Annotated in this window: 4 protein-coding genes; all 4 read left to right on the forward strand. The window is 60.7% G+C overall.

Features of this window, described 5'->3' with window-relative positions:
• The 4 genes from ACQG1Y_RS17920 (at nucleotide 1) to ACQG1Y_RS17935 (ending at nucleotide 14,483) form a co-directional block, all read left to right on the forward strand.
• Entirely contained in the window at nucleotides 1-744 is a 744-nt protein-coding gene (locus ACQG1Y_RS17920; protein WP_033487540.1) for an alpha/beta fold hydrolase, read from the forward strand.
• Nucleotides 726-1,517, forward strand: coding sequence for an HpcH/HpaI aldolase family protein (locus ACQG1Y_RS17925; protein ID WP_033487541.1), 792 nt, complete (start codon nucleotides 726-728; stop codon nucleotides 1,515-1,517). Before ACQG1Y_RS17920 ends, ACQG1Y_RS17925 begins: the two co-directional genes overlap by 19 nt.
• Nucleotides 1,518-1,528: 11 nt before the next feature.
• Nucleotides 1,529-2,704: a hypothetical protein gene (locus ACQG1Y_RS17930; protein WP_032669350.1), complete on the forward strand. Its 1,176-nt coding sequence runs from the start codon at nucleotides 1,529-1,531 to the stop codon at nucleotides 2,702-2,704.
• A gap of 862 nt (nucleotides 2,705-3,566) precedes the next feature.
• Nucleotides 3,567-14,483, forward strand: coding sequence for a BapA/Bap/LapF family large adhesin (locus ACQG1Y_RS17935; protein ID WP_426736913.1), 10,917 nt, complete (start codon nucleotides 3,567-3,569; stop codon nucleotides 14,481-14,483).
• Nucleotides 14,484-14,497 lie beyond the last annotated feature (14 nt).

Below are 14,497 nucleotides of genomic sequence, written 5' to 3' on the forward strand. Positions count from 1 at the left end.
ATGGAATATCCGCTTCTGGACAATACCGATCTGCCGCTGGTTCTGCTTGGCGGCACGCTGTGTAACGCCCGGCTCTGGCAGCCCGTCATTGAACGGCTGAACGTCTCAGCGGTGCTGTGCATCACGCTGACGGGCGCAGAGTCCGCGCCGCAGGCGTCACGGCGGTTGTTAAAGGTTCTGCCACCGCGCTTTCTGCTGGCGGGCTTTTCGCTCGGCGCGATTGTCGCGCTGCAAATGGCCGCCGACGCGCCAGAAAGAGTGAACGGGCTGACGCTGATTTCCGTTAATCCGTTGCCCGTTGCGCCAGACACCCTTGCTTCACGCCGGGAAGCGGTACACACCGCACAGGCGCGGGGCCTGGCCGACTGGCTGGTCTCGTCGCTGTGGCAGAGCTATGTCGCCCCGTCACGTCTGTCCGATCGGATCCTGCAAGAGACTATTTGCCGAATGGCGCAAGAGTGCGGCATTGAGACCTTTGCGGAGCAAACGGAAATGGCCATTCACCGGCAGGACAACCGGGCTGCGTTTAACGCCCTCTCCTGCCCCACATTACTTCTAAACGGCGCGCAGGACGTTATCTGCACGCCCCATCATCATCAGCTACTGACAGCAGGCAACGCGAACGTGACCAGGCATACGGTGGAGGCTGGCGGGCATTTTATTCCGCTGGAAACCCCGGATGAGATCGCGCCGCTGCTGCGTCAGTGGATAACGGAGTGCATACAATGCGCAAAAACAGTTTAAAGACCACATTTCTGGAAAATACCCCGATCGTTAACGGCTGGCTGGCGATCCCGTCCGGGTATAGCGCGGAAATTATGGGCCATCAGGGTTACGACGCCGTCACCGTCGATTTGCAGCACGGCATGATTGATTTTGCCAGCGCGTTGTCGATGCTACAGGCGCTATCGAGCACGCCTGCCGTGCCGCTGGTGAGGGTGGCAGATAACGATCCGGCGCAAATCATGCGCGTATTAGACGCCGGCGCGTATGGCGTAATCTGTCCGATGATCTCCAGCGCGGAACAGGCTCGCCGTTTTGTCGCTGCCTGTCGCTATCCACCGCTGGGTGTTCGCTCCTTTGGTCCGGCCAGAGGTCTACTCTACGGCGGCAGTGATTATCCACAGCACGCTAACGACGAGATCCTGACGCTGGCAATGATCGAAACCCGCGAAGGGCTGGCGGATCTTGACGCCATCCTTGATACCGAAGGACTAGACGGTGTGTTTATTGGCCCCAACGATCTCTCGCTGACGCTGACCGGCAGCGCCAGCGCCGAATCCCAACATCCCGAAATGCTTGCTGCTATTGAGCGGGTGATTCACTGCTGCCGCCAGCAGCAGAAGATTGCCGGTATTTTCTGCACTTCCGGCGCGGCCGCCGCAGCGCGAATTGCGCAGGGTTTCCAGTTTGTTACCCCTGCAAACGACGTTATGCAGCTGGGTCGCGCCTCACGTGAAGCAATTGCCCTCGCCCGCGGCAACGCCATCCCTACCACCGGTGCATCCGGGTATTAAAAGGAGAAATGATGAAAACTATCCATCTTAGCCAGAGCCAGGCACGAACACGGTTAATCGCCCCCGACGATATGGTTTCCTGCAATCTTGCTTTTATTGATTGCAAGCTGCCCGGTTCGCATCTCAAACAAAACTATTCCTTCATCGGCCCGGGTGTAACTCAGTCCAGCGAGCAGATTGTTAATATCCCCGAGCCGCACGGCTTTAACATTGGCGCGGCGGCTATGCCGAAAGGGGTAACCAATAACCTGCATCTGCATTTCACCGCAGAAGTGTTCCTGATCCATGAAGGGACATGGCGTTTTCGCTGGGGCGCCAACGGCGAGCATGAAGCGGAATTTAGCGCGCCCACCATCCTCTCAATACCGACCTGGATCTTCCGCGGTTTCACCAACGTCAGTAAAGAAGATACCTGCGGCATGGTATTTACCGTGCTCGGCGGGGACAACACGGGCGGCATCATCTGGCACCCGTCAGTGCTGGCGGCCGCCAGCGAGTACGGTATGTATCTCAGCAAGGATAATATGCTGATTGCGCAGGAGGCAGGTGAACCAACGCCCGATCCCGCCACGCTGCTGACGCCGCTGTCAGAGCAATATATTGCCGGTCTGCGTGACTACAGCGTTGAGGAGATGCGCCAGCGTGCGGTAACCGGCGATGATCGCTGCTGGTCAGCGCAGGGACTGCTGGACTCGGTGCTGCCGGGACACGGCGGCGAAATTGCGCCGGTTATCGGTTTCGGCATTTCACAGGATCGGAATTCCGCTCCCGCTATTGTGAGCCCGCACGGTTTTTCCGTCGAATGGCTGCGTCTTGCTGACGACCACATTGTCGGTCGCCATCTCTGCCCGGATATTCAGGTGATCATGGTCTTTAAAGGCCAGCTGGAGGTGACCTGGAACGAGGCGGGTAAGGAAGTCAGCATTATCGCCCCGGAACGTTCGGTGATCTCCATTCCGGCAAACAGCTGGCGCCGCTACCGCGCGGTTGATGGCAATGTGGAGTTTATTCTGACGACCCAGGGCGATCAGCGTAAGCGCCTGTACTGGGACGAAGCGATCCTGCACCAGGCGAGAGAACACAATCGCTGTCTCGATCCTGATGGCTACGTGGCGGATGCCGACATCCTGCCAGCCACGGCCCGTCGGGCCGGAGAAAAAGTAGAAAAAGTGCCAGCAGCTAACTGATTTTTACGGCAAAGTGGCGCAAAATAGGGGGCAGGGATCGCCTGCACCATCATCAATAATGATGCACATAAAACGGATTGCATGATAAACATGGATGGAAAATCAAATGTACAGACCCATAGTCGTTATCCTCTTTATTCTTCTGACGCTCGCCGCACTGATTGAAATGGGGATTATCTCTTTCGGCTAAACCTCCCCCCTCAGAAAGGCCACATTTGCGGCCTTTTTATTTATGAAATATGTGAAGTCGACAGTTTATTTTTATGCGTAGCAGAATCCAAACCCAAACCGAAAATATATTTCATTAATGCAATTCTTCGAAATATATCATACAGCAGATGATTCACCCTAACTTAAATCATTATTAAGCAGTCATTAATATTCGCTGTAATTATAAATAAAGCCTATGTATTCAGTATTATCCCCCTCTCATTTCTTCCACTACCTAATCCCGACAGCCTGTACGCCAACGCCTCTGTGGCGCGGCCCGCATAGCCAACAAAATATATTCGCGCTATCAATTAATTTTCTCTGCAATCACAGTGCAGGGTTTACAGACACTTAATTTGCACATTCAGATATTTATAGCTATATCATTTTTACAGCAAAACAAATAATACCTGCACAAATAATAAGGTTATAAATTACGAAAATATAAATAAATAACAGTTACTCATGTAAATAATTAGCTTCGCCCTGATGTTGCCACGTTGATTGCTGGCGGGTCTCGGTCGCTCTAAAGAAAGCAACGGTAAATACTGTTTTATTCACAGTATATTCGCCGGGAGCGCCCTCATCCCTCCAGAAAATATGGCCACGTCTGACACGCCGTAAACAATAACTCTGCTGGAGTAATAACTGTATGAGCCAAATATCTGTTATATCGAAACTAACTGGCGTGGAAACGACCACGGAGGGAACACAGGTAACACTCGGCCATTCGTCTATTGTTAAACTTAACGTGGATCGCGCCGATATCTCAGGTTACTCCCGCAGCGGAAACGATCTGGTGATTACCCTCCACTCGGGCGAAGTGATTACCCTCAAGAATTTCTACGTCACCGACGCGCAGGGCGTGAGCCAGCTGGTGCTTGAGGAGAGCGACGGTGCGCTGTGGTGGATTGAAGATCCAACCGGTGCCGCCACCTATGAATCCATCGCCTCCACGGACGCCCTACTGGCGGCGTCAGGGAGTGATACCGGCGGCGCCGCAGCGTGGCCCTGGGTGCTGGGTGGCCTGGCCGTCGCAGGTGGGATTGCCATTGCGGCGGGAACCGGCGGTGGAGGTGGCGGGGATGACGATAACAACAGCCCGAATCCCGGCAATCCGGGAAATCCTTCCGAGCCAGATACCACGCCTCCGGATGCCCCCACCAATCTACAGGTCTCACCTGACGGCAAAACCGTTACCGGTACCGCTGAGCCGGGCAGCACGATTACCCTGAAAGATGCCGATGGCAACACCATCGGAACGGGCAAAGCGGGCAGCGACGGGAAATTTACGATTGATCTCGGTACGCCACTCACCAACGGGGAACAGATCACCGCCACCGCCACCGATCCGTCCGGCAATACCAGCCAGGGCGGTCAGGTTACGGCACCGGATCTCACCGCGCCGGATGCCCCGGCCAATCTGGAGGTCTCCCCTGACGGCAAAACCGTCACCGGTACCGCTGAGCCGGGCAGCACCGTTACCCTGAAAGATGCCGATGGCAACACCATCGGAACGGGCAAAGCGGGTAGCGACGGGAAATTTACGATTGATCTCGGTACGCCGCTTACCAACGGAGAACAGATCACCGCTACCGCCACCGATCCGTCCGGCAATACCAGCCCGGGCGTTCAGGTCACGGCACCGGATTTAACCGCGCCGGATGCACCCGAGATTGTCACCGTCAATGATAACGTGGGCGCCGAAACAGGCCCGCTGAGCAACGGACAACGCACGGACGATGCGCGTCCGACGTTCAGCGGCATCAGTGAAGCCGGCACCGTCATTACCTTCTATGACAACGGGAAACCGATTGGCACCGCCACAGCCGATGCCACCGGGAAATGGAGCTTTACCCCGTCGACCAACCTGTCTGAAGGCAACCACGCCATTACCACCACCGCGACCGATGCCACAGGCAATACCAGCCCGGCGTCCACGGCGGTAACCTTCGTGGTCGATACCGTCGCGCCTGGCGCGCCAGCGATCGTCAGCATCACCGATGATGTTGCGCCTGGCACCGGCACGCTCGGGAGTGGAAGCAGCACCAACGACCCGCGGCCACAGCTCACCGGCACGGCGGAAGCGGGCTCGACGGTCACCATCTATGATAACGGCATTGCCATTGGCACAGCGGTTGTGGGCAGTAACGGAAGCTGGAGTTTTACGCCGTCGGTGAATCTGAGCGAAGGCAGCCACCAGCTTACCGTGCGCGCCACCGACGTCGCCGGTAACACTGGCCCGGCCTCGCCGGTCTTTACCGTCACGGTAGATGTCACCGCGCCGCAAACGCCTTCCGGATTTATCATTAACGACGACACGGGCGTACTGAAAGGGGCGATCGGTGCCGGGCAATTTACCGATGCCTCAGAGCCGCGCCTGACGGGCAGAGGCGAACCGGGCAGCACGATCACGGTTTACGATAACGGCGTTGTTATCGGCACCACCACCGTTCTGCCGAACGGTACCTGGAGCATCACGCCGACGAGTCCACTGGCAGAAGGCACACACTCGATTACCCTACGGGAAACTGATGCGGCAGGCAACCAGAGCGGTCTGTCTCAGCCGATCAACTTTACCGTCGATCTTACGCCACCGCTGGCGCCGGAAAACGTGGTGATCTCTGCCGACGGCACCACCGTAACCGGTACAGCCGAGCCGGGCAGTACCGTCACCATTCGTGAAAATGGCGTGAAGGTCGGGGAAGCGGTCGCCGACGATCAGGGGAATTTCAGCGTAGATCTGATCCCGCCGAAAGCCAACGGCGAAGCCCTGACTGCCGATGCCACTGATACCGCCGGAAACACCGGTCCGACCGCGCCGTTTGACGCGCCGGACATCACCGCGGCACAAACCCCGGTCATCACTGGCGTGGTGGACGATGCCCCCGGCGTCACCGGTCCTGTCAGCCAGAACGGTCTCACCAACGACAGCACGCCTACCATCAACGGAACGGGCGAGCCTGGCACCACCATCACCCTCTACAGCGGTACTACCGAAATTGGCACCGCAGTCGTGTCGGCGAACGGTCAGTGGTCCATCACGCTGGAAACCGCGCTACCGGACGGCGGGCACGTACTGACGGCGACGGCGGTTGACGCCAACAATAACCTCAGCGGGACATCGAACACCTGGAGCATCACGGTGGATACCGCCGCCCCGGGCGCGCCGGCCATTACGCAGGTCATTGATGACGTACCGGGCCGCACGGGTGCGCTCGACACCAATGAAACCACCAACGACACGCTCCCGACGCTGAACGGTACCGGCGAGCCGGGCTCCACCGTGACGATCCGTCTGGACGGACAGGATATTGGTACTGCCGTTGTCAACAGCGGTGGCGCATGGACCTTCACACCTACTACCCCATTAGTGAACGGGCAGCATACGTTCACCGTCGTCGCGAGCGATGCGGCGGGCAACGCCAGCGCACCATCAGCCAGCTTTACCTTTACCGTCGATACGACTCCGCCACCGGCGGCCACCATTGACACCGTTTCCGATAACGTGGGGCCCGTGCAGCTTCCGCTTAACAGCGGGGACACCACCGACGACACGCTGCCGCAGTTGCAGGGAACCGCACCGGACGGCACCACCATCACGATCTATGACGGAACCACCCTGCTCGGCACGGCCGTGCTCGACGGCAGCGGTGGCTGGAGCTTCACGCCAACCACGCCGCTGACGGACGGCCCGCACTCGCTGACGGTCCACGCAACGGATGAGGCGGGTAACACCACCATTTCGCCGCCGTTTGAACTGGCGATCGACACGACCGCGCCTGCAACGCCGGATATTCCTGAGATCACCGTCAACCCGGACGGCGGCACGCCGGGGACGGCCCTGAATCCTGGGGAGACCACCCGGGATACCACGCCAACCCTGAGCGGCTCGGGCACGCCGGGGGATACCGTGAACATTTACGATGGCGCCACCAAAATTGGTGAGGCCGAGATCGATGGCGACGGTAACTGGAGCTGGACGCCCACCACTCCGCTGCCTGACGGCACCTACGATCTCTCCCTGACGGTCACTAACCAGGACAGCGCCGGGAACGAAAGCGCGCCGTCCACGCCGGTGACCATTACCATTGATACCGACGCGCCTGACCAGCCGGGAACCCCAACGGTGACAGACAGCGTAAGCCAGATCACCGGCCCCGTGCTGGATGGCGAATCCACCAACGATCCGCGTCCGGTCCTGAGCGGCACCGGTACGCCGAATGACGTTATCACCATCTATGACCAGGTGGGTACAGGCGAGCCGCAGGCCGTGGGCAGCGTTACGGTGGACGGTAACGGTAACTGGAGCTGGCGTCCTGAGAGCAACATTGGCGAAGGGACGCACGAATACACGGCGACCGCCACCGATGAAGCCGGGAACGAATCTGTGCCATCAGCCGGTATCACGATAACGGTCGATACCCTCGCCCCGGATACCCCGACCATCAGCGACATCGCCGGCGCGCAGAACGGCGGGTCCACTAACGACACCACACCGACCCTGAGCGGAACCGGCACCACCGGCGAGACGGTGATCATCTACAACAACGGCGTGGAAGTGGATCGCGTTGAAGTCGTCAATGGCGGATGGTCCTATACCCTGCCGACGCAGACCGACGGCCCGCTGAATATCACCGTCGCCGCGGTGGACGATGCCAGTAACGTTAGCCCGGTAAGCCCGGTCTTTACGGTGGAGGTTGATACGCAGGCGCCAACCGTGCCGCAAATTGACGCCGTCTCTGACAGCCAGCTGACCAACAGCGTGCTTTACACCCGCGACGGTACGCCAACCCTCACCGGGATTGGCGAGCCGGGTTCGAGCGTAACCGTTTCTGTTGATGGTGTCGCCTCGCCGGTGGTCGTGGAGGTTCAGCCGAACGGGACATGGTCCTGGACCGCCGACCCTGCGCTTACCGAGGGGCCGCATACCTTCTCAGTGGCCGCGAGTGACGCGGCGGGGAATACCTCCGCCAGCTCCGGGGATCTCAGCGTGACGGTGGATACCCTGCCGCCTGCAACGCCAACTAATATCACCATTGCCGCGGAGGGCACCCCGCTGACCGGGACGGCAGATGACGGAACCACGGTGACGGTTCGTGACGCCAACGGCAATGTCATCGGGACCGGGGTCGCGACGGGAGGCACCTTCTCCATTGCCCTCTCCCCGGCCCAGTTGGATGCCGCGACGCTGACGCTCACCGCCACGGACCCCGCAGGCAATGCCAGCCCGTCAACCACCTTTGACGTGCCGGACTCTCCGCTCGAGCTGCCTGCGGTGCCGGTGATTACGGCGATCAACGATGACGTCGATCCCGTCACTGGTGATGTGAAAGATAAAACCACCAATGACGTCACGCCTACCCTTACCGGCACCGCCGATCCGGGCAGCGTGATCGCCATTTATCAGGATGGGGCGCTGGTTCCGCTGACGAACGTTGTTGCGGATGATAACGGCAACTGGAGCTACACGCCGCTGTTGCCGCTGACGGAAGGGCCACACACCTTTGCCGTGACCGCCACAAACATCACCACCGGCGAGACCAGCGGACAGTCGCCGATTGCGACCGTCACCGTCGACCTTACCGCCCCGACATCGCCAGCCATCGGTGCGGTGACTGATGACGTAGGTCCGATCACCGGCCCAATCGCCGACGGGCAGAGCACCAACGACAACCGTCCTACCCTGACCGGGACAGGCACGGCCGGGGACACCATTACCGTGTACAATAACGGCGACCCGCTGGGCACCGTTGTTGTCGGTCCGACCGGCACCTGGAGCTACACGCCGCCTGCGCTGGACGACGGCAGCCACACCCTGACCGTGACCGCCACCGACCCGGCGGGCAATAAGAGCACCCCGTCGGCCGGGATCACCATTGTGATCGACACCGTCTCCACCACGCCGGTGATTACCAGCGTGACGGATAACGCAGGCAATGCGGCAACGCCTGTCCCAAGCGGCGATCCAACCAACGACACCACGCCAACCCTGACCGGTACCGCCGAGCCGAACAGCGTCGTCGCCATTTTTGATGGCGCCACGCAGATTGGTACGGTGGCGGCAGACGGTACCGGCGCCTGGACATTTACCCCTGAAACCGCCCTCGGGGAAGGAACGCATGACTTTACGGTCAGAGCGACGGATCCGCAGGGCAACGTCAGCCAGCCGTCCGGCGTCTGGAGCATCAATATCGATCTGACGGCGCCACAGGTGCCGACGATCGATACGGTCAGCGACAACGCTCCGGGTGGCGTAACCGGCCCGCTTACCGCCGGGCAGGTCACCAATGACACCACGCCAACCCTGAGCGGCACCGGCCAGGCGGGTACCACCATTCACGTTCTGAATAACGGCGTAGAGATTGGTACCACTACGGTCGACGGCAACGGTAACTGGACCTTTACGCCGGACCCGGTTCTGACGGACGGGACGTATAACCTGCGCGTCAACGCCAGCGATGATGTCGGAAACGTCTCCGCCAACTCGCCAGTGTTCGCCTTTACGGTGGATACCACCGGCCCTGCGGCCCCGGTGGTATCCACGGTGATAGACGATGTCAGCCCGGGAACGGGAATCATCGCCAGCAACGGTTCCACCAACGACACCCGTCCAACCTTCAACGGTACGGGGGAAGTGGGCGCAACGGTGCACGTTATTGTCGATGATGTGGAAATCGGCACGGCGGTCGTCAACGCCCAGGGTAACTGGACCTTCACGCCGACCACCGCGCTGGGTGAAGGGCCGCATACCATTACCTTCAACGCCACCGATGCCGCAGGCAATACCGGGGTCACCTCACCACCGTTCAACCTGACGGTGGATACGTCGGTGCCCGACGCACCGGTCTTTACCCCTGCCACCGACAATGCCGGTCCCGTGCTGGGCCCGGTCGCCTCGGGACAAAGCACAGACGACACCACGCCAACGCTGAACGGCACCGCGGCAGCCAACGCGACCATCACCATCTATGAGAATGGTCAGCAGGTGGGCACCGCCGTGGCTGATGCCAACGGCGTATGGAGCTTCACCACCGGCACGCTGGCAAACGGCAGCCACACCTGGACAGCCACGGCAACCGATGCCGCGGGCAACGTCAGTCCTGCCTCACCAGGCTTTACGCTGGTGGTGGATACGACTGCGCCTGCCGCGCCGGTTATCACCCAGGCGATTGACGATGTTGGCACCATCACCGGGGCGATTGGCTCCGGCCAGACCACGAACGATCCTCTCCCGCGCCTGGTGGGGACCAGCGAGCCGCTGGCCACCGTGAATATCTACGAAGGCACTACGCTGGTGGGCACCGGTACTGCCGATGCTAACGGCAACTGGACCGTGGATATCACCGTGCCGCTGGGCACCGGGTCACACACCTTTACCGCAGAAGCAACGGATCAGGCGGGGAACACCGGCGCGCCGTCCGCCGATTTCAGCCTGACCATTGACACCACGCCGCCAGCGCTACCGGTACTGACCAGCATCACCGACGACGTCGGTAATGCTGCGACGCCTGTCGCCAACGGCGGGTTAACCAACGATGCACGTCCAACGCTCACCGGTACGGCAGAAGCTGGCGCGACGGTAACCATCTATGACAATGGGGTACAGATTGGCACTGCGGTCGCCACCGGCGGCGCGTGGAGCTTTACGCCGTCCACCCCGCTGGCTGACGGGCCGCATAATCTGACCTTCTCCGCCACCGACGCCGTGGGCAACGCCAGCGCGCAGACCGGGGGTTACACCATCAATGTGGATGCCACCGCCCCTGTCGCACCGGCAATCACCTCGATTGTGGATGATGTGGGAACCGTCACCGGCCCTGTCACCGGCACCAACCCAACCAACGACACCCGTCCGACCTTAAACGGTACGGCTGAAGCCAATGCCACCGTACGTATTTACGACGGCACGACGCTGGTGGGAACCGTCACTGCCGATGCCAACGGCAACTGGACGCTGCCGCAAACCAGCACCACGCTGACCGAAGGCGCGCATAACTTCACCGCCACCGCCACCGATGCCGCGGGCAATACCAGCGCGCCATCGCCGATTATCACGATCAACGTTGACCTGACGCCGCCACCAGCCCCAACCGGGCTGGCGGTGATCACCAACGGGACGCAGGTTACCGGTACGGCGGAAGCGGGAAGTACCGTCACCATCACCAGCAGCACCGGAACCGTGCTTGGTACCGCCGTCGCGGACGGCAGCGGAAACTTCAGCGCCACCCTCACCCCTCCACAGACCGGCGGGGAGTCACTGATTGTCTTTGCTACCGATAAGGCCGGTAACGCGGGTATCACCACCTCCGTGATTGCTCCGATCACCACGATCCCGAACGCGCCGGTTATCGCTAACATCGACGATAACGTCGGCACGGTGACGGGCAACCTGACCAACGGGAAAACCACCGATGACACCACGCCAACCCTGAGCGGCACGGCGCAGCCAAACGCGACTATCACCCTCTATAACAACGGGGTGCTGATGGGCACGGTCACCGCAAATGCCAGCGGCAACTGGAGCTTCACCACGCCGGTGCTGAGCGAAGGGCCGCATGCCTTCACCGCCACGGCGAGCAACGGCTCGGGCACCAGCCCGATTTCCACCTCGACCACCGTCATTGTCGATCTCACTGCGCCAACGGCCCCGACCGGGACCTTCAACGCAGACGGCAGCGTACTGACCGGTAGCGCCGAAGCGGGCAGTACCGTCACCATCCGTCTGGCGGATAACTCAACGGTCACCGCCACGGCAGACAGCAACGGCTCCTGGAGCTACACCTTCCTCAATAAACAGACGGAAGGCCAGACGCTGCAAATCACCGCCACCGACGCGGCAGGCAACGTCTCGCTGCCCGGCTCAGCCCTTGCGCCGGTGGTGCCGCTCTCAGCCAGCACCAACGTTGAAGAGCTGGCGCTGACAACCACCGCAACGGTGACCAACTCGCAGTACAGCGACTATGGTTTCCTGCTGGTGGGCGCCGTAGGTAACGTGCTGACGCTGCTCGGCAACGACACCGCGCAGGTAGGTTTCACCGTCGGCAGCGGCGGCAGTGCGGATATTGCCGTGAACGCCAACGCCACGGGGGCCGTACTCTCCCTGCTCAATACCCTTGAGCTGGTGGTACAGCGCTTTGACGCCGCCAACAACACCTGGACCACCGTGGTCGACACCGGACAGCCGCAGTTCGCTGACCTGCTGACCCTCGGCGCGACGGGGGTGTCGCTGAACCTGACCGGCCTGGCGGATGGTCAGTATCGCGTCCTGAGCTACAACACTAACCTGCTGGCAACCGGCTCTTACACCAGCCTCGATGTGGCGGTGAAAGAGACCAGCGCAGGCACCGTGTCCGGCGAGACCAGCGTTGTCGGGAACGTCATCACCGACGTGGATCCAACCGCAGGCAGCGACAACGCCCCGGCGGGCACCACCGTCACCGCGGTCACCAACGCCCAGGGCACCACCACCAGCGTCACGGCTGACGGCACGGTGATTCAGGGGCAGTACGGCACGCTGACCATCAACCTGGACGGCAGCTATACCTATAACCTGACCAACACCAGCGCCGCCGTCATTGGGCGCACGGAGAACTTTACCTACACCATCACCCACAACGGCACCAGCGCCTCGGCAAATCTGGTGCTGTCGCTGGGCGAAGGCACCAGCAGCAGCGGTATCGTGGCCGTGGACGATACCGCCTCGCTGACCTTCGATACCACCGTGGAGGCGATCAACAACGGCACCTCGTCGCAGGGCGGCTTTACCCTGGTGGGGATCAACCTTGGCAATACGCTGGGGCTGAACCTGCTGGACGATCTGGCCAACCCGATCATCTACTCCGTAGAAGAAGGCACCACCCGCACCATGACCGTTCAGGCGTCCGTGGGCGGCGTGGCGCTGGCCTCGGTGTTCGACCTCTACATCTATAAGTTCAACAATGCGACGCAGACCTTCGAGCAGATGCGCGTTGAACCCGGCTGGCTGCGCGCGCCGCTGCTGGGCGGCACCTCCTCGCAGCTGACGCTGAATCTGCCCGCCGGCGAGTACCTGTTCCTGCTCAATACGGCGGCGGGGATCACCGCGCTGACGGCCTACACGCTGAACGTCTTGCAGGATCATGTCTACAGCGTGGCAAGCGTGAGCGAGAGCACGACCGGGGATGTGCTGGCGGATGATATTGCGCCAGCGGGTACCGTAGTCTCCGACGTTAACGGCGTGGCGGTGAACAGCAGCGGTCTGACGGAGATCACCGGCGAGTACGGTACGCTGCGGATCAACGCGGCCGGAGAGTACACCTACACCCTGAACAGCGGGGTCGGGGCGGACCATATCAGCACGCCGGATACCTTCGTCTACACCATCACCGCGCCTGACGGCTCGAAAGACACGGCATCGCTGAACATCACCCCAACCGCGCGCCCAATGGATGCGGTAAACGATGTCAGCACCGCGATGGACGTCACGTCGGTTCACCATACGTCAACCTATACGGATACCTCCGTCGGCACCGCCAGCTGGACCACCGCCGTGTTGGGGTCAACGCAGGGCAGCGGAAGCGGGACCTTCGTGGTGGATGCAAACACCGCGCTGCATAACGCCTCGCTGCACTTTAACGTGGCCTCGCTGCTGGCACTGGGCGGGCTGACGGTGAACTGGTCAATCACTGACGGGACGAATGTGATTCGCAGCGGCTCCTTCAGCGGAGGCTCACTGCTGGGCGGCAGCATCGACGTTCCGCTGACCGGTCTGGATCTCAACGCCGGGACCTATACGCTGAACTTTACCGGCAGCGTACCGGGGCTGAGCGTGGGGAACATCACCATTACCCCAAGCGTAAACGGCACGACCTACTCCCTGTCGCAATTCGACGCGACGGGCACCCACACCGTTGACGGCAATATCTTCGACGGCACCGGCTCCGCAGGGGCGATGGACCAGCTGCACTCGGTTGATACCCGCGTGAGCATTACCGGCTACGACGGCGTTACCACCACGCTGGATCCGTACACCGGCAGCACGATGTCAAACATCACGGGCCACTACGGGACGCTGGCGATTGCCGCTGACGGCAGTTACACCTATACCCTTAACCCGGGGATCTCGCTCTCTACCATTACCAGCAAGGAGGTCTTTAACTACACCCTGACCGACGCCAGCGGCGCCACGGATACCGCGTCGCTGACCATTGACATGGCGCCGAAATTTGTCAGTTCGGAGCATAACGATGTGATTAACGGCACGGCCTACGGCGACACGCTGATTTATCAGGTGTTGAACAATACGGCGGGTAACGCTACCGCAGGTAACAGCACGGGCGACCACTGGACGAACTTCTCCCTCACGCAGGGAGACAAGATCGACATTGGCGATCTTCTGGTGGGCTGGAACGGTAGTGCGTCGACGCTGGGGAACTATGTGTCTGTTTCACAAAGCGGTAACAATACTGTGATCTCCATCGACCGTGACGGCACGGGAGCCGCCTACACTAAATCTGCGCTCGTTACGCTGGACAACGTTCAGACCACCTACGACGAGCTTGTAAACCAGCAACACATCATTACCTGATAGCACCTGCAAGA

Source organism: Enterobacter cloacae complex sp. 397G4 (genome assembly GCF_050031515.1).
Lineage (GTDB): Bacteria > Pseudomonadota > Gammaproteobacteria > Enterobacterales > Enterobacteriaceae > Enterobacter > Enterobacter hormaechei_C.